Here is a 15,889-nt window from a genome sequence, read left to right as displayed (position 1 = left end):
TGAAAGGAGGTACAATTAATGATTACAAGATTACAAGAAAAGTATGAAAAAGAAGTAGTTCCAGCTCTAATGGAAAAGTTCGGATATAAAAATATAATGGAAGCACCAAAACTTGAAAAAATAGTTATTAATATGGGTGTTGGAGAAGCAAAAGAGAATCAAAAAGTTTTAGAAGCAGCAGTAAGTGATTTGTCTATAATAACAGGTCAAAAGCCTATATTAACTAGAGCAAAAAAATCTGTGGCTAACTTTAAAATAAGAGAAAATATGCCAATAGGTTGTAAAGTTACTTTAAGAAAATCAAAGATGTACGAATTTGCAGATAAATTAATGAACGTTGCATTACCAAGAGTTAGAGACTTTAGAGGAATATCAGATAAATCTTTTGATGGAAGAGGAAATTATTCATTAGGAATTAAAGAACAATTAATATTTCCTGAAATAGAATATGATAAAATTGATAAAGTTAGAGGAATGGATATAATTTTTGTTACAACTGCGAAGACTGATGAAGAAGCAAGAGAATTATTAAGATATCTTGGAATGCCATTTGCTCATAATTAAGGAGGGAAAAACGTGGCACGTAAAGCTTTAGTAAAAAAATGGGAAAAAGAACCTAAATATTCAACAAGAGCCTATACTAGATGCAGAATATGTGGAAGACCACATTCAGTACTAAAAAAATTCGGAATATGCCGTATTTGTTTTAGAGAATTAGCATATAAAGGAGAAATACCTGGTTGCAGAAAAGCAAGTTGGTAATTACTTTGTTTTAGAGAAAGGAGGCAAAAAAATGGCTATGACAGATCCTATAGCAGATTTACTAACTCGTATAAGAAACGCAAATATAGTTAAACATCAAATAGTAGAAGTTCCTTCATCAAATATTAAGAAGGCTATTGCAAATATAATGCTTCAAGAAGGATATATAAATAATTTAGAAGAATATACAGATGGTAGTGTTAATATGCTAAGACTTACTATGAAGTATGGAAAAAATAAAGAAAGAGTTATAACTGGACTTAAGAGAATATCAAAGCCTGGTTTAAGAGTTTACTGTAGAAAAGATGAAGTTCCAAAAGTATTAAATGGCTTAGGTGTAGCAATTGTATCGACTTCAAAAGGAATTGTTACAGATAAAGAAGCTAGAAAATTACAAACTGGTGGGGAAGTACTTTGTTACATTTGGTAGTGAATGAATAGGAGGTGCAGTTATGTCAAGAATAGGAAGACTTCCAATAGCTATACCAGATGGCGTTAATGTTACTGTAGCACCGGAGAATGTTGTTACAGTAAAAGGTCCTAAAGGTGAGCTTGTTAAAGCTATGAATAAAAAAGTAAATATATCTGTTGAAAATAGCGAAGTAATAATTACAAAAAAAGATGAAAGTAAAGAAAGCAAAGCTCTTCATGGTCTAACAAGAGCTTTAATAAACAATATGGTAATAGGTGTAACAGAAGGATACCAAAAAGTATTGCAATTAATAGGTGTAGGTTATAGAGCACAAGTTAAAGGCAAAAAATTAGTTTTAAATCTTGGATTCTCACATCCAGTTGAAATGGATATAGTAGATGGTATAAACTTTGAAATACCAGAACCTACTAAAATTATAGTAAAAGGTATCGATAAAGAATTAGTAGGAGAAATAGCTGCTAACATTAGAAAGTGGAGAAAACCAGAACCTTATCTAGGAAAAGGAATAAAATATGAAAATGAAGTAATTAGACGTAAGGAAGGAAAAGCTGGTAAGAAATAAAGAAGGGAGTGACAGTTAATGTTTAAAAAAGAAGATAGAAATAAAGCTAGAGTCAGACGTCATCTAAGAGTTCGTAAAAAAATATTTGGTACTCCTAACAAACCAAGATTATCAGTTTATAGAAGTGAAAAAAATATATTTGCACAAATAATAGATGATGTTAACGGAAATACTTTAGTTGCTGCTTCAACTTTAGACAAAGATTTTAAAGGCATAGGAAGCAACAAAGAATCAGCTAAAGAAATTGGAAAGATTATAGCTGAAAGAGCTTTAGCAAAAGGAATAAAAGATGTTGTATTTGATAGAGGCGGATACATATATCATGGTAGAGTGAAAGAACTTGCTGAAGGTGCAAGAGAAATCGGCTTAAATTTCTAAAAAGGAGGGAAAAAAATGAGAATAGATCCTAGCAATTTAAATCTTAAAGAAAAAGTAGTATATATAAATAGAGTTGCTAAGGTTGTTAAAGGTGGTAGAAATTTTAGATTTAGTGCCCTTGTAGTTGTTGGCGATGAAGAAGGACACGTTGGTGTAGGAATGGGAAAATCTATTGAAATACCTGAAGCAATAAGAAAAGGAATAGAAAATGCAAAGAAAAATTTAATTAGAGTTCCTATAGTAAATGATACAGTACCCCATGATATACATGGAAGATTCGGTACAGGTCATGTATTTATAATGACTGCTCCAGAAGGAACAGGAATTATAGCAGGAGGACCGGTTAGAGCGGTACTAGAACTTGCAGGATTGAAAGATGTTAGAGCTAAATCTTTAGGATCAAATAATCCTAGAAATATGGTAAATGCTACAATTAATGGCTTATCTGAACTAAGAACAGTGGAAGACGTAGCTAAGCTTAGAGGTAAGACTGTAGATGAGATTTTAGGTTAGGAGGGATAACCTTGGCTAAGCTTAAAATAACTTTAAAAAAGAGCTTAATAGGAAGAAAAAAAGATCATATTGCTACTGTTAATGCTCTTGGATTAAGAAAAATAGGAAAAACTATAGAAGTAAATGATACTCCTCAAATAAGAGGTATGGTAAATAAAATAGGTTATTTATTACAAGTTGAAGAACTAAACTAAGAGGAGGTGTATAGTATGAAACTTCATGAATTAAAACCTGCAGTAGGTTCAAGAAAAGCTTCTAAAAGAGTAGGAAGAGGAACAGGCTCTGGACTTGGAAAAACTGCTGGAAGAGGTCAAAATGGACAGAATTCAAGATCAGGCGGAGGAGTAAGACCGGGATTTGAAGGAGGTCAAATGCCTTTATTTAGAAGAATTCCAAAAAGAGGTTTTACTAATATTTTTGCTAAAAAAATAACTGCTATAAATATCGATAGATTAAATGTTTTTGAAAATGGAACAGAAGTTACACCAGAGTTATTACTTGAAAAAGGAATAATAGGAAAAGTAAATGATGGAGTTAAAATATTAGGAAACGGAGAGTTAACTAAAAGTTTAACTATTAAGGCCTCTCAATTTTCTAAGGCTGCTGTAGAAAAAATTGAGGCAGCAGGAGGAAAAGTAGAGGTGATATAGGTGCTTTCAACCTTAAAAAATGCCTGGAAAGTTCCTGAATTAAGAAAAAGACTGCTATTTACATTATTTATGTTAGCAATTTTTAGATTAGGTAATTTTATTCCTGTTCCAGGAATAGACACATCTAAATTAGTTAAACTTACTGAAAGTGGAACTTTATTTAGCTTTTATGATATGATATCAGGTGGAGCTTTTAGTAGGTTTAGTATATTTGCAATGGGCGTAGTTCCTTATATAAATGCTTCAATTATAATGCAATTACTACAAATAGCAGTACCTTCTTTAGAACAATTATCAAAAGAAGGTGAAGAAGGAAGAAAAAAAATTCAACAATATATAAGATATAGTTCAGTTTTATTTGGTATTATTCAAGCATTTACTACATATGCAATAATAACTCGTGCTAATGCTTTAGAAAATAACTCAAAACTAACTTTGTTTTTGATAATAATAACTTTAGTTACTGCTTCTACTTTTTTAATGTGGTTTGGAGACAAAATAACAGAAAAAGGTATAGGAAATGGAATATCACTTTTGATATTTGTAAATATAGTTTCTAGATTTCCTAGTACTATATATGGAATTGCAGGGTTACAAAAGGCAGAAACAGTTAATTTTGTTGAAGTTATAATTTTTCTAGTTTTAGTATTAATTTTATTTATTGCTGTTGTAATTATGAGTTTAGCAGAAAGAAGAATACCAGTACAATATGCAGGTAAAGCTGTAGGAGGCAAACTTTATAAAGGTCAATCCACACATATACCTATTAATGTAAATGGATCAGCAGTTATAGGAATAATATTTGCTATTTCTACTATGCAATTTCCAGCAACTATTGGTCAATTTTGGCCTGACTCAGCCTTTTATAAATTTATAACAGGAAGTAAATATAGTTTTTTTAGAGATGGAAGTTGGCAATATGCTTTAATGTATTTTATACTTACAGTATTCTTTACTTGGTTCTACACCCAAGTTACATTTAAACCTGAAGAAATGGCTGAAAATATGAATAAGTCGTCAGGATTTATACCAGGGATAAGACCTGGTGAACCTACTGCAAGATATATAGAAAAAGTTTTAGATAGAATTTCAGTAATTGGTGGTACATTTGCAGGAATAATAGCCGTAGTACCAATTCTGGTATCAACTCATAGTAAGTTTCAAGGGATTTCCTTTGGAGGAACAGGACTAATAATAATAGTTGGAGTAGCTCTTGAAACTATAAGACAGATAGAATCTCAGCTTGTTGTTAGACACTATCAAGGTTTTTTAAAATAAAAAATAAATATTTTGGAGATGGTTCGGGTGAATATAATTTTATTAGGTCCTCCTGGTGCAGGAAAAGGCACACAAGCAAAATTAATAAGTGAAAAATACTCTATACCACATATATCTACAGGAGATATATTTAGAAAAAATATATCAGAAAAGACACCATTAGGTGTAAAAGCAAAAGAATATATGGATAAAGGTCAATTAGTCCCTGATGAATTAACAATTGATTTAGTAAAAGATAGATTACAATCTGATGATTGTAAAAAAGGATTTTTACTAGATGGCTTTCCAAGAACTGTTAAACAAGCAGAAGCTTTAGATGAATTTTTAAAAAGCAATAATAGTCAAATTGATTTTGCTCTTCTTATTGAAGTGCCTAATGAGTTTATTTTAGATAGAATGACAGGAAGAAGAGTTTGTCAATCTTGTGGTGGAAGTTATCATATTAAGTTTAATCCTCCAAAAGAAGAAAGTAAATGCGATATATGTGGAGGAATTTTAATACAAAGAAAAGATGATAAAGAAGAGACAGTAAAAGAAAGATTAAATGTATATGAAAAGCAGACTCAACCGCTTGTAGATTATTATAATGAAAAAAATGCACTATGCAAGGTTAATGGTACAGAAACAATAGATAATGTATTTAAAGATATCTGCAACATTTTGGGGAGCGATAAATAAATGATAATTATAAAAAATAATACTGAAATAGAGTATATGAGGAAAGCAGGAAAACTTGTTGGGGAAACACTTTTAGAGTTAGAAAAAGCAGTAAAACCTGGAATTACAACGGCAGAGCTTGATAAAATAGCTGAAGAATTTATAACAAAAAGAGGCGGAAAACCATCCTTTAAGGGATACTATGGTTTTCCAGCTTCAATATGTACCTCTGTAAATGAACAAGTAGTTCATGGTATACCAGATAAAAATGCAATACTCAAAGAAGGAGACATAATTAGCATAGATTGTGGTGCTATATTAAATGGATATCAGGGTGATGCTGCAAGAACTTTTCCAGTAGGAAAAATTAGTGAAGAAGCTCAAAAGTTGATAGATGTAACACGAGAAAGTTTTTTTAAGGGAGTAGAAAAAGCTTTAAAAAATAATAGATTAACAGATATATCTTTTGCTATTCAGCAATATGCAGAAAGTTATGGCTATTCTGTAGTTAGAGACTATGTTGGTCACGGTATAGGAAAAGATATGCACGAGGATCCAGAAGTTCCTAATTTCGGAAGACCTGGAAGAGGTCCTAAATTAGTAAGTGGAATGGTATTGGCAATTGAGCCTATGATAAATTTAGGAGCCTATGAAGTTGAATCAAAACCTAATGGTTGGACAGTTGTAACTAAAGACGGTACTTTATCAGCTCATTACGAGAATACAGTTGCTATATTAGAAAATGGACCTGAAATATTGACTTTAATTCAATAGAGGTGAATAGTTTGAATGATAAAGAGCTATTAGGAAGGGTAGCACGTTCTAATGCTGGAAGAGATAAAGGAAGATTGTTTATAATTATAGGTGTAATTGATGATAAATATGTGTATATTTCTGATGGAAAGCTTAGGAGTGTAGATAAACCAAAGAAGAAAAAATTGCGCCATCTTATATTAGGTGATGCAGTTTTAGATGAAGCTAGGAGTTCAATATTATCAGGCAAAAAGGTTAATAATAAGTCTATAAGTGAGTTTTTACAGTCTCAAGACGATAATAAGGGGGTTTGATTACCTTATGTCAAAAGATGATGTTATTGAAATGCAAGGTACTGTTTTAGAAGCTTTACCTAATGCAATGTTTGAAGTAGAATTAGAAAGTGGTCATAAAATATTAGCACATATATCTGGAAAATTAAGAATGAATTTCATCAGAATATTACCTGGTGATAAAGTTACTGTTGAACTTTCACCATATGATTTGACACGTGGCAGAATAACTTGGAGAGCAAAATAGTAAGGAGGTTTAAACTATGAAAGTAAGACCATCAGTAAAACCTATATGTGAAAAATGTAAAATAATTAGAAGAAAAGGCAAAGTAATGGTTATTTGTGAAAATCCTAAGCACAAGCAAAAACAAGGATAATAATGTTTTAGGGAGCGGCTGACAATAAAATATGCATATTTTATTGCCCTAAAACTTTATATATAATAAATCATTTATCTATTTAGATTTAGGAGGTGTAAATTTTAATGGCAAGAATATCAGGTATTGATTTACCAAAAGAAAAAAGAGTTGAAATTGGATTAACATATATATATGGAATAGGATTGCCAACTTCACGTGAAATACTTAAAAATACAGGAGTAAATCCAGATACTAGAGTTAAAGATTTAACTGAAGAAGAAGTTAATGCTATAAGAGATTATATAAACAAAAATACTAAAGTTGAAGGTGACTTAAGAAGAGAAGTAGCTTTAAACATAAAAAGATTAATTGAAATTGGATGTTATAGAGGCATGAGACATAGAAGAGGTCTTCCTGTTAGAGGTCAAAAGACTAAAACAAATGCTAGAACTAGAAAAGGTCCAAAGAAAATGGTAGGAGCTAAGAGAAAGAAATAAAAATAAATGTTAATAAGGAGGGATAAAAATGGCAGTTGGCGCAAAAAATAAAAAGTCAAGAAGAAGAAAAGAAAGAAAAAACGTTGAACATGGCTGTGCACATATAAAATCAACTTTTAACAATTCAATAGTTACAATTACTGATGCTGTAGGTAATGCATTATCATGGGCTAGCTCAGGTGGATTGGGATTTAGAGGTTCAAGAAAAAGCACTCCTTTTGCTGCACAAATGGCAGCTGAAACAGCAGCTAAAGTAGCTATGGAACACGGATTAAAAAGCATAGAAGTATATGTTAAAGGTCCAGGATCAGGTAGAGAAGCTGCTATAAGATCATTACAAGCTGCTGGATTAGAAGTAACTTTAATTAAAGATGTTACTCCAATTCCACATAATGGTTGTAGACCACCAAAAAGAAGAAGAGTTTAATTTTTTAGTAATAGGAGGTGTAAAATTTAATGGCTAGATATACAGAAGCAAATTGTAGAATTTGTAGAAGAGAAGGATTAAAATTATTTCTTAAAGGAGATAGATGTTATACTGATAAATGTGCATTTGATAGAAGACCTTATGCACCAGGACAGCACGGACAAGGAAGAAAGAAAATATCTAACTATGGATTACAATTAAGAGAAAAACAAAAAGCTAGAAGAATCTATGGAGTTTTAGAAAAACAATTTAGAACTTATTATAAAAATGCAGAAAAAAAGAGAGGTATAACAGGTGAAAACTTGTTAAGATTCCTAGAAATGAGATTAGATAATGTAATTTATAGATTAGGATATGGAAATTCAAGAAAAGAAGCTAGACAATTAGTTACTCATGGTCATTTCTTAGTAAATGGAAAAAAGGTAGATATTCCATCTTATTCACTATCAGTAAATGATTTAATAGCTGTTTCAGAAAAAAGTAGAGCTACTGAAAAGTTTAAGACATTTGCAGAAAATCCAAAAACATTACCATCATGGATACAAGGGAATCCAGAAAATTTTGAAGCAAAAATTGTTGCTGAACCATCAAGAGAAGATATAGATGTTCCTATTAATGAAACATTAATAGTTGAGTTATATAGTAAATAATTAAATTAGCATAAATCAGTTGCCCTCAAAGTAGTTATAATACAAATAATAAAGGAGGGTTTATATGTTAGAAATAGAAAAGCCTAAAATAGAATGTGTTGAATTAAGTGAAGAAGGCTCTTATGGCAAATTTGTCATAGAACCTTTGGAAAGAGGTTATGGAACAACTCTAGGAAATGCTTTAAGAAGAATTCTTCTTTCATCATTACCAGGTGTTGCAGCTAAATATGTTAAAATAGATGGAGTACTCCATGAATTTTCAATTGTTAAAGGTCTAAAAGAAGATGTTACTGAATTAATATTAAATATTAAAAATTTAGCTTTGAAAATGGATGGAGAAGGTCCAAGAACAGTATATATTGATGCAGAAGGACCAGGAGAAATTACAGCAGAATATATAAAAGCTGATGAAGATATAGAAGTAGTAAATAAAGATTTACATATAGCAACATTAGATGATGATGGAAAATTGCACATGGAAATCATAGTTGATAAAGGAAGAGGATATGTAACTCAGAATAAGAATAAAACAGAAGAAATGCCAATAGGAGTTATAGCAGTAGATTCAATATATACTCCTGTTAAGAGGGTGAATTTTTTTGTTGAAAATACTAGAGTTGGGCAAATTACAGATTATGATAAATTGACTATAGAGGTATGGACTAATGGGACTATAATGCCGGACGAAGCAATTAGTTTATCAGCTAAAATTCTTATAGAACATTTCAAACTATTTATGACATTAACAGACCATGCGGATGATGTTGAAATAATGGTTGAGAAAGAAGAAGATAAAAAAGAAAAAGTTCTTGAAATGACAATTGAAGAACTTGATCTTTCAGTTAGAAGCTACAATTGTTTAAAGAGAGCGGGCATAAATACAGTTCAAGAATTAACTGAAAGAACTGTAGATGATATGATGAAGGTTAGAAATTTAGGTAAGAAATCCCTTGAAGAAGTAGAGCAAAAGTTAGAAGCTTTAGGATTAGGCTTGAAGCAAATAGAAGAATAAAATTAATATACTTATATACAGCTGAATTAATGTAAAAGGAGGTATACTATATGCCAGGATATCGTAAGTTGGGCCGCCCAACAGATCAAAGAAGAGCTATGCTTAGAAATCTTGTTACTAGCTTTTTAAAAAATGGTAAAATACAAACTACAGAAACTAGAGCAAAAGAAGCAAGAAGCTTAGCAGAAAAAATGATAACTCTTGCTAAAAGAGGAGATCTTCATGCAAGAAGACAAGTGCTTGCTTTTATAACAGAAGAACAAGTAGTAAAAGATTTATTTGATAATGTAGCTCCTAAATATGCAGAAAGAAACGGTGGATATACTAGAATGTATAAATTAGGACAAAGAAGAGGAGACGGAGCAGAAGTAGTTATACTAGAATTAGTATAATGAATTATTTTAGGGGATTAAGTAAAAATCAGCTTAGTCCCCATTTTGCTAATTTAAATGTAATATTTTGATATTTTTCTTTTAAATGAGGTGCTTTTCATGAATGATACAATGATAGCATGTGATAATGTCACATATAAATATGAAAGTAATAGTGATAAACAAATAAAATTTGCCCTCAATGGAGTTACTCTTAACATAAAAAAAGGAGAGTTTGTAGTTGTACTAGGAAGAAATGGTTCTGGAAAATCTACAATAGCAAAGCATATGAATGCTTTAGTTATACCTTCTGAAGGAAAAGTGTATGTAGATGGATTAGATACTTCCCAAGAAGAGAATGTTTGGAATATAAGAAATAAAGCAGGAATGGTTTTTCAAAATCCAGACAATCAAATAGTTGCTACTATAGTTGAAGAGGATGTGGCTTTTGGTCCTGAAAATTTAGGAATAGAACCTAAAGAAATTAGAAAACGAATTGAAGATTGTTTAAAAAGAGTTAATATGTATGAGTATAGAAGTCATGCTCCCCATTTGCTTTCTGGAGGTCAAAAGCAAAGGGTAGCTATAGCTGGAGTTTTAGCAATGAGACCAGAATGTATAATATTAGATGAACCAACTGCTATGTTGGATCCTTCAGGAAGAAAAGATGTAATAAGAACTATTAAAGAGTTAAACAATAAGTACAATATGACTATTATACTTATTACTCATTATATGGAGGAAGCAGTAGAAGCAGATAAAATAGTAATTATTGATAAAGGCAAAAAAGTTAAAGAGGGAACTCCTAAAGAAATATTTAGTAATGTAGAATTAATGAAAGACATTGGATTAGATGTTCCTCAAGTTACAGAATTAGCATATGAACTAAAAAAGAATGGAATATGTATAAATACAGAAATATTAACTATTAATGAGATGGTGAATGCATTATGCCAATTGAGATAAAAAATTTAAACCATGTATATATGAAAGGAACACCTTTTGAAAAAAAAGCTATTGATAATGTGAGCTTAAGTATTGAAGATGGAGAATTTATAGCATTAATAGGACACACAGGTTCTGGAAAATCTACGCTAATTCAGCATATCAATGGTTTATTAAAATCTACATCAGGTAAAATATATATAGATGGATTAGATATAACAAATAAAGATGTTAAATTAAATGCTATTAGAAAAAAGGTAGGATTAGTTTTTCAATATCCAGAATATCAATTATTTGAAGAAACTATAGAAAGAGATATAGCTTTTGGACCTAAAAATTTAGGATTAAGTGAAGAAGAAATAGCAATAAGAGTAAAAAGAGCTATGAATATGGTAGGATTGGAATATGAAACTTATAAGGATAAATCTCCTTTTGAATTAAGTGGCGGTCAAAAAAGAAGAGTTGCTATAGCAGGAGTAATTGCTATGGAACCTAAAGTATTAATATTAGATGAGCCAACAGCAGGATTGGATCCTAAAGGTAGAGATGATATTTTATCACAAATAAAACTTCTTCATAAGGAATATAATTTGACTATAATTTTAGTTTCTCATAGTATGGAGGATGTAGCTAAGCTTGCTGATAGAATACTTGTTATGCATGAAGGAAAATGTATTTTAGATGGAACACCTAAAGAAGTGTTTAAAAAAACAGATATATTAGAAAAAGTAGGGCTTGCAGTACCTCAAGTAACTTATTTAGCTAAAGAATTAAAAAAGCATGGATTCAATATTTCAGAAGATATATTTACTGTTGAACAAGCAAAAAAAGAGATATTAAAAGCGTTAAATATTAATTTGAAGAATTAATAAGTTTTTTTTGATAGGGAGAGCTTTTAAAAATGATTAAAGATATTACAATTGGACAATATGTCCCTGGTGATTCATTTGTACACAAGTTAGATTCTAGAGTAAAAATATTAATATCTTTAATATATATAATAGATTTATTTTTAGTTAACAATTTTAAAGGATATATATTTATAACTTTGTTTACTCTACTATCTATACTAATTTCAAAAATAGAATTTAGGTACATATATAAAGGATTAAAACCTGTTTTTGTTCTTATTCTTATAACTGCATTACTAAATATATTTATGACTGGCGGAGAAACTTTAGTTTTTAAATGGAAGTTTTTAAGGATTTATAAAGAAGGATTAGTATTGGCGGCTTTTATGATAATTAGATTAGTATTTTTAATAATCGGAACATCACTTCTTACATTAACCACATCACCAATAGATCTAACAGATGGTATAGAAAAACTTTTAAATCCTTTAAAAAAAGTAGGAGTTCCTGCTCATGAATTGGCTATGATGATGACTATAGCCTTAAGATTTATACCTACTTTAATGGATGAAACAGATAAAATAATGAAAGCTCAGATATCTAGAGGTGCAGATTTTGAATCAGGAAATTTAATACAAAGAGCTAAGAATTTAATTCCTTTATTAGTGCCTTTATTTATTAGTTCTTTTAGAAGGGCTGATGAACTTGCTATGGCTATGGAAGCAAGGTGCTATAGAGGAGGAGAAGGAAGAACTAGAATGAAACAATTAAAGCTTACTTCAAGGGATTACATTGCTTTTACAGTAACTACAATTTTAGTAGTCATATCTATTTGGAGTAGGATGTGGAAATAATGAAAAATATAAAGATTATTATAGAATACGATGGTACTAATTATGCAGGTTGGCAAAAGCAAAAAAATGCTATTACTATTCAAGGTGTTATAGAGAGAGCTCTAGAGCAAATTTCAGGAAAACACACAAAAATTAATGGATGTAGTAGAACAGATGCAGGAGTCCATGCTAAAGCTTTTGTAGCAAGTTTTTTAACAGAAAGCAGTATACCGGAAGATAAATTTAAATATGCTTTAAATAGCAAGTTACCAGAAGATATTTTGGTTTTATCTTCTGAAGAGGTACCATTAGATTTCCATGCAAGGTATAGTAGTAAAGGAAAAACTTATAGTTATACTATTTTAAATAGAGAAGCTTCAATAGCTATAGGAAGAAATTATGTTTGTCATTTTAAAAAACCTTTAGATATATGTGCTATGGAAGAGTCTTATAAATATTTAATAGGAACTCATGATTTTTCAGCTTTTAAAAGCTCAGGTAGTTCTGTAAAAAATAATATAAGAACTATAACAGATATTAATTCTAAAAGGTATGAAGATATTATAAAAATTAATATATCTGCAAATGGATTTTTATATAATATGGCTAGAATAATTGTAGGTACTTTATTTGATGTTGGAACGCAAAAAATAAAACCTGAACAAATTGAATTTATAATGGATTCAAAAGATAGAAGAAATGCAGGAATTTCTGCTCCAGCCAAAGGGCTATGTTTGGAAAAAGTTTTTTATTAACTTGTATTTTATATTCGTTGACACACCAGGGTGAATGTATTATAATATAAATGTTTGTATTTTAAAGTATAATAGATCCACTAGCCCCGGATCTTTATATAGACCGTATTAGGAAATAGTTTATTTTGTATATAATATCAGGGAGGGAAAGAGATGAAATCATATCTTGCAAAGCCACAAGAAGTTGAAAGAAAGTGGTATATTGTAGATGCAGCTAATAAACCATTAGGAAGAGTAGCTAGCCAAGTTGCTTCAATATTAAGAGGAAAAAATAAACCTATATATACACCACATGTAGATACAGGTGATTACGTTATAGTAATTAATGCTGAAAAAGTTGTATTGACTGGTAAAAAATTAGATCAAAAGATGTTAAGACATCATACATTATATCCAGGTGGATTAAAGGAAATTCCTTATAGAGAAGCTATGGAGAAGAAACCAGAATTTGTTTTTCAAGAAGCAGTAAGAAGAATGCTTCCAAAGGGACCATTAGGAAGAAAAATGGCTAAAAAGTTAAAAGTATATAGAGGTTCAGAACATAATAATGAAGCTCAAAAACCAGAAGTATTAGAGTTAAAATACTAATCGGTAAGTGAAGGGAGGACCAAAAATGGCTAAAGTTCAATACATGGCAACAGGAAGAAGAAAAAAATCAATAGCTAGAGTTAGACTTGTACCTGGAGAAGGTAAAATATTAATAAATAAAAAAGATATTAAAGATTATTTTGGATTAGAAACTTTAATATTCATAGTTAATCAACCATTAGAATTAACAGGAACAAAAGATAAGTTTGATGTACTTGTAAATGTAGTAGGTGGAGGATTTACAGGTCAAGCTGGAGCTATAAGACATGGAATATCAAGAGCTTTACTAAAAGCAGATGAAAACTTAAGACCAGAACTTAAAAAAGCTGGATTCTTAACAAGAGATCCAAGAATGAAAGAAAGAAAGAAATATGGTCTTAAAAAAGCAAGAAGAGCACCACAATTTTCAAAGAGATAATAAAAAAGGAGAAAGGTTTTTTACCTTTCTCTTTTTTTTATAAATAATTACTATTATGTAAATAATAAATAATATAGAGTATTTATAAAATGTAATGAATAAATAGCTTAATAATATAAACATTTAATTTATTATGTTAAATCTATGTTAAAATAAATAATAAATACTTAACATAAGAGAAGTTTAATAGTAAAATTTAAAATGTGTGTTTACCATAGCTTTTTAAGTAGGAGGGATGTTTTTGGATTTTACGTCTATACTAATAGGTTTAGTTGGAGGATTAGGATTATTTTTATATGGTATGAAGATTATGGGAGATGGTCTTCAAAATGTTGCTGGTGATAGATTAAGGGCAATATTTAGAAAAATAACATCAAATCCCATAAAAGGTGTATTAACAGGTATTGTAGTTACATCTATTATACAAAGTAGTAGTGCTACTACTGTTATGGTAGTTGGATTTGTTAATGCAGGTCTTATGAGTTTATACCAAGCAGCAGGAGTAATAATGGGAGCTAATGTAGGTACAACTGTTACAGGACAGCTTGTAGCGTTAAATCTTACTGCAATGGCACCTATATTTATAGCTATTGGATCTGCTATTGTACTGTTTGCTGAAGGAGAAAATACTAAAGAAGTAGGAAATATAATATTAGGTTTAGGTATTTTATTTATTGGAATGAATTTTATGCAAGATTCTATGGCTCCATTAGCTAAGAGTCAATTTTTTAAAGATTTAACTATAATGGTATCTAATAATATTTTATTAGGTGTATTAGTAGGTTTATGTATGACAGCAGTAGTTCAAAGTTCCTCAGCTACAATAGGTATACTTATAGCTTTGGCAACTACAGGAGCATTACCATTGAAAGCAGCTCTTCCAATATTATTTGGAGACAATATTGGTACTTGTGCTACGGCTTTAATATCTAGTATAGGTACTTCTAAAACTGCTCAAAAAACGGCTATTTTTCATCTTTCATTTAATATTATAGGAACAATTCTTTTTTCATGTATTTTAGTACCATTGACTCCTTTTGTAGATATAGTTACAAATTTAACTCCAGGTAATGTACCTAGGCAGATAGCAAATGCTCATACTTTATTTAACTTAATTAATGTGATTATTCAAGTTCCTTTTGTAAAATATATTGTTAATTTTGTAAATAAAGTAGTTCCTGGTAAGGATGAACATGAAGAAATACAAACAACAAAGTACATAGACAACAGATTTTTGGAAACTCCAGTTATAGCTGTAGGTCAAACTGTAAAAGAATTAATCAGAATGGCTAATAAAGCAAAAGAGAATTTACAAATATCTGTAGAAGGTTTTAGTAAAAATGATAAAAACTTAGTTAATAAAGTTTATAAAAATGAGAATTTAATAAATATATTAGAAAAGGATATAACAAATTACTTAGTTAAATTATCTAATACTGAATTATCTAAAGATCAAATTGATTTAGTAACATCAATGTTTCATGTAGTAAAAGATGTTGAACGTATAGGTGATCATGCGGAAAATATAGCAGATTTAACCTGTGATGTAATTAATAAAAATGTAAAGTTTTCACAAGAAGCTATTGAACAATTAAATGAGTTATATGTTTTAGTAATTGATGCTTTAGATAAGAGTATAGAAAGTTTTAGACATAATGATTCACAAATAGCTCAAGAAGTTATGTATATTGAAGAAAAAATAGATAATTTAAGAGAAAAATTAAGAGAATCAAATATAAAAAGACTTAGTAAAGGAGTTTGTAGTGCTAATAATAGTGCAATATTTTTAGATATAATAAGCAACTTTGAAAGAATAGGTGATCATGCTACTAATGTGGCAGAAGTGGTGCTAAATAAATTAAGTTAAAAAATCACTAACAATGTTAGTGATTTTTTTTGTTCTT

26 protein-coding genes are annotated in these 15,889 nt (G+C 29.9%); all 26 read left to right on the top strand.

Annotated features, from left to right (window positions below):
* Positions 1–18 precede the first annotated feature (18 nt).
* The 26 genes from rplE to CLOACE_RS03215 all read left to right on the top strand — a co-directional run bounded on the left by rplE (position 19) and on the right by CLOACE_RS03215 (position 15,852).
* On the top strand, positions 19–564 hold the full coding sequence (gene rplE / locus CLOACE_RS03340) for a 50S ribosomal protein L5 (RefSeq protein ID WP_070109635.1): 546 nt from the start codon (positions 19–21) through the stop codon (positions 562–564).
* 12 nt (positions 565–576) lie between these two features.
* Complete coding sequence (locus CLOACE_RS03335; protein WP_070109634.1) at positions 577–762, top strand: type Z 30S ribosomal protein S14; 186 nt, start codon at positions 577–579, stop codon at positions 760–762.
* 31 nt (positions 763–793) lie between these two features.
* On the top strand, positions 794–1,192 hold the full coding sequence (gene rpsH / locus CLOACE_RS03330) for a 30S ribosomal protein S8 (RefSeq protein ID WP_070109633.1): 399 nt from the start codon (positions 794–796) through the stop codon (positions 1,190–1,192).
* A gap of 22 nt (positions 1,193–1,214) precedes the next feature.
* The gene (gene rplF / locus CLOACE_RS03325) at positions 1,215–1,757 is read left to right on the top strand and encodes a 50S ribosomal protein L6 (RefSeq protein WP_070109632.1); all 543 of its coding nucleotides are present in this window, start codon (positions 1,215–1,217) and stop codon (positions 1,755–1,757) included.
* Positions 1,758–1,775: 18 nt separating this feature from the next.
* A complete protein-coding gene (rplR, locus tag CLOACE_RS03320) occupies positions 1,776–2,135 on the top strand; it encodes a 50S ribosomal protein L18 (RefSeq protein WP_070109631.1) in 360 nt (119 codons plus the stop codon).
* A 15-nt stretch (positions 2,136–2,150) separates the two neighbouring features.
* On the top strand, positions 2,151–2,648 hold the full coding sequence (rpsE, locus tag CLOACE_RS03315) for a 30S ribosomal protein S5 (protein ID WP_070109630.1): 498 nt from the start codon (positions 2,151–2,153) through the stop codon (positions 2,646–2,648).
* A gap of 11 nt (positions 2,649–2,659) precedes the next feature.
* Entirely contained in the window at positions 2,660–2,842 is a 183-nt protein-coding gene (gene rpmD, locus CLOACE_RS03310) for a 50S ribosomal protein L30 (RefSeq protein WP_070109629.1), read from the top strand.
* Between the two features lie 15 nt (positions 2,843–2,857).
* Positions 2,858–3,298 carry a 50S ribosomal protein L15 gene (gene rplO, locus CLOACE_RS03305; RefSeq protein ID WP_070109628.1) on the top strand — a complete coding sequence of 147 codons (441 nt, stop codon included), beginning with the start codon at positions 2,858–2,860 and terminating at the stop codon, positions 3,296–3,298.
* The gene (gene secY / locus CLOACE_RS03300; protein ID WP_070109627.1) at positions 3,299–4,576 is read left to right on the top strand and encodes a preprotein translocase subunit SecY; all 1,278 of its coding nucleotides are present in this window, start codon (positions 3,299–3,301) and stop codon (positions 4,574–4,576) included.
* 27 nt (positions 4,577–4,603) lie between these two features.
* Entirely contained in the window at positions 4,604–5,254 is a 651-nt protein-coding gene (locus CLOACE_RS03295; protein ID WP_070109626.1) for an adenylate kinase, read from the top strand.
* Positions 5,255–6,007, top strand: coding sequence for a type I methionyl aminopeptidase (gene map / locus CLOACE_RS03290; RefSeq protein ID WP_070109625.1), 753 nt, complete (start codon positions 5,255–5,257; stop codon positions 6,005–6,007).
* Between the two features lie 11 nt (positions 6,008–6,018).
* Positions 6,019–6,300: a KOW domain-containing RNA-binding protein gene (locus CLOACE_RS03285; RefSeq protein WP_070109624.1), complete on the top strand. Its 282-nt coding sequence runs from the start codon at positions 6,019–6,021 to the stop codon at positions 6,298–6,300.
* Between the two features lie 7 nt (positions 6,301–6,307).
* On the top strand, positions 6,308–6,526 hold the full coding sequence (gene infA / locus CLOACE_RS03280) for a translation initiation factor IF-1 (protein ID WP_011988826.1): 219 nt from the start codon (positions 6,308–6,310) through the stop codon (positions 6,524–6,526).
* A 16-nt stretch (positions 6,527–6,542) separates the two neighbouring features.
* A complete protein-coding gene (rpmJ, locus tag CLOACE_RS03275; protein WP_016205879.1) occupies positions 6,543–6,656 on the top strand; it encodes a 50S ribosomal protein L36 in 114 nt (37 codons plus the stop codon).
* 107 nt (positions 6,657–6,763) lie between these two features.
* On the top strand, positions 6,764–7,135 hold the full coding sequence (gene rpsM / locus CLOACE_RS03270; protein ID WP_070109623.1) for a 30S ribosomal protein S13: 372 nt from the start codon (positions 6,764–6,766) through the stop codon (positions 7,133–7,135).
* A gap of 28 nt (positions 7,136–7,163) precedes the next feature.
* The gene (gene rpsK, locus CLOACE_RS03265; RefSeq protein WP_070109622.1) at positions 7,164–7,562 is read left to right on the top strand and encodes a 30S ribosomal protein S11; all 399 of its coding nucleotides are present in this window, start codon (positions 7,164–7,166) and stop codon (positions 7,560–7,562) included.
* Positions 7,563–7,591: 29 nt separating this feature from the next.
* Complete coding sequence (gene rpsD / locus CLOACE_RS03260; RefSeq protein WP_070109621.1) at positions 7,592–8,212, top strand: 30S ribosomal protein S4; 621 nt, start codon at positions 7,592–7,594, stop codon at positions 8,210–8,212.
* 64 nt (positions 8,213–8,276) lie between these two features.
* Entirely contained in the window at positions 8,277–9,224 is a 948-nt protein-coding gene (locus CLOACE_RS03255; protein ID WP_070109620.1) for a DNA-directed RNA polymerase subunit alpha, read from the top strand.
* A gap of 50 nt (positions 9,225–9,274) precedes the next feature.
* Positions 9,275–9,616 carry a 50S ribosomal protein L17 gene (gene rplQ / locus CLOACE_RS03250; RefSeq protein WP_070109619.1) on the top strand — a complete coding sequence of 114 codons (342 nt, stop codon included), beginning with the start codon at positions 9,275–9,277 and terminating at the stop codon, positions 9,614–9,616.
* Positions 9,617–9,715: 99 nt separating this feature from the next.
* Positions 9,716–10,561, top strand: a complete 846-nt coding sequence (locus CLOACE_RS03245; RefSeq protein WP_070109618.1) for an energy-coupling factor transporter ATPase — start codon at positions 9,716–9,718, stop codon at positions 10,559–10,561.
* Complete coding sequence (locus CLOACE_RS03240; protein WP_070109617.1) at positions 10,546–11,409, top strand: energy-coupling factor transporter ATPase; 864 nt, start codon at positions 10,546–10,548, stop codon at positions 11,407–11,409. The genes CLOACE_RS03245 and CLOACE_RS03240 overlap by 16 nt, the downstream gene beginning before the upstream one ends.
* A 32-nt stretch (positions 11,410–11,441) precedes the next feature.
* Positions 11,442–12,245 carry an energy-coupling factor transporter transmembrane component T family protein gene (locus tag CLOACE_RS03235; protein WP_070109616.1) on the top strand — a complete coding sequence of 268 codons (804 nt, stop codon included), beginning with the start codon at positions 11,442–11,444 and terminating at the stop codon, positions 12,243–12,245.
* Entirely contained in the window at positions 12,245–12,979 is a 735-nt protein-coding gene (gene truA / locus CLOACE_RS03230; protein ID WP_070109615.1) for a tRNA pseudouridine(38-40) synthase TruA, read from the top strand. Before CLOACE_RS03235 ends, truA begins: the two co-directional genes overlap by 1 nt.
* Before the next feature lie 153 nt (positions 12,980–13,132).
* Positions 13,133–13,567, top strand: coding sequence for a 50S ribosomal protein L13 (gene rplM, locus CLOACE_RS03225; protein WP_070109614.1), 435 nt, complete (start codon positions 13,133–13,135; stop codon positions 13,565–13,567).
* Positions 13,568–13,592: 25 nt separating this feature from the next.
* Entirely contained in the window at positions 13,593–13,985 is a 393-nt protein-coding gene (rpsI, locus tag CLOACE_RS03220; protein WP_070109613.1) for a 30S ribosomal protein S9, read from the top strand.
* Positions 13,986–14,226: 241 nt separating this feature from the next.
* Positions 14,227–15,852 carry a Na/Pi cotransporter family protein gene (locus CLOACE_RS03215; protein WP_070109612.1) on the top strand — a complete coding sequence of 542 codons (1,626 nt, stop codon included), beginning with the start codon at positions 14,227–14,229 and terminating at the stop codon, positions 15,850–15,852.
* Positions 15,853–15,889 lie beyond the last annotated feature (37 nt).

This window comes from Clostridium acetireducens DSM 10703, from assembly GCF_001758365.1.
Lineage (GTDB): Bacteria > Bacillota > Clostridia > Clostridiales > Clostridiaceae > Clostridium_C > Clostridium_C acetireducens.
This window is presented reverse-complemented; position numbering and strand designations above follow the sequence as displayed.

Excerpts from the sequence above, each read along its gene's own strand:
- rplE (WP_070109635.1), top strand. The coding sequence starts at position 19 with ATGATTACAAGATTACAAGAAAAGTATGAAAAAGAAGTAGTTCCAGCT.
- rpsH (WP_070109633.1), top strand. The coding sequence starts at position 794 with ATGGCTATGACAGATCCTATAGCAGATTTACTAACTCGTATAAGAAAC.
- rplF (WP_070109632.1), top strand. The coding sequence starts at position 1,215 with ATGTCAAGAATAGGAAGACTTCCAATAGCTATACCAGATGGCGTTAAT.
- rplR (WP_070109631.1), top strand. The coding sequence starts at position 1,776 with ATGTTTAAAAAAGAAGATAGAAATAAAGCTAGAGTCAGACGTCATCTA.
- rpsE (WP_070109630.1), top strand. The coding sequence starts at position 2,151 with ATGAGAATAGATCCTAGCAATTTAAATCTTAAAGAAAAAGTAGTATAT.
- rplO (WP_070109628.1), top strand. The coding sequence starts at position 2,858 with ATGAAACTTCATGAATTAAAACCTGCAGTAGGTTCAAGAAAAGCTTCT.
- map (WP_070109625.1), top strand. The coding sequence starts at position 5,255 with ATGATAATTATAAAAAATAATACTGAAATAGAGTATATGAGGAAAGCA.
- infA (WP_011988826.1), top strand. The coding sequence starts at position 6,308 with ATGTCAAAAGATGATGTTATTGAAATGCAAGGTACTGTTTTAGAAGCT.
- rpmJ (WP_016205879.1), top strand. The coding sequence starts at position 6,543 with ATGAAAGTAAGACCATCAGTAAAACCTATATGTGAAAAATGTAAAATA.
- rpsM (WP_070109623.1), top strand. The coding sequence starts at position 6,764 with ATGGCAAGAATATCAGGTATTGATTTACCAAAAGAAAAAAGAGTTGAA.
- rpsK (WP_070109622.1), top strand. The coding sequence starts at position 7,164 with ATGGCAGTTGGCGCAAAAAATAAAAAGTCAAGAAGAAGAAAAGAAAGA.
- rpsD (WP_070109621.1), top strand. The coding sequence starts at position 7,592 with ATGGCTAGATATACAGAAGCAAATTGTAGAATTTGTAGAAGAGAAGGA.
- CLOACE_RS03255 (WP_070109620.1), top strand. The coding sequence starts at position 8,277 with ATGTTAGAAATAGAAAAGCCTAAAATAGAATGTGTTGAATTAAGTGAA.
- rplQ (WP_070109619.1), top strand. The coding sequence starts at position 9,275 with ATGCCAGGATATCGTAAGTTGGGCCGCCCAACAGATCAAAGAAGAGCT.
- CLOACE_RS03245 (WP_070109618.1), top strand. The coding sequence starts at position 9,716 with ATGAATGATACAATGATAGCATGTGATAATGTCACATATAAATATGAA.
- CLOACE_RS03240 (WP_070109617.1), top strand. The coding sequence starts at position 10,546 with ATGCCAATTGAGATAAAAAATTTAAACCATGTATATATGAAAGGAACA.
- CLOACE_RS03235 (WP_070109616.1), top strand. The coding sequence starts at position 11,442 with ATGATTAAAGATATTACAATTGGACAATATGTCCCTGGTGATTCATTT.
- truA (WP_070109615.1), top strand. The coding sequence starts at position 12,245 with ATGAAAAATATAAAGATTATTATAGAATACGATGGTACTAATTATGCA.
- rplM (WP_070109614.1), top strand. The coding sequence starts at position 13,133 with ATGAAATCATATCTTGCAAAGCCACAAGAAGTTGAAAGAAAGTGGTAT.
- rpsI (WP_070109613.1), top strand. The coding sequence starts at position 13,593 with ATGGCTAAAGTTCAATACATGGCAACAGGAAGAAGAAAAAAATCAATA.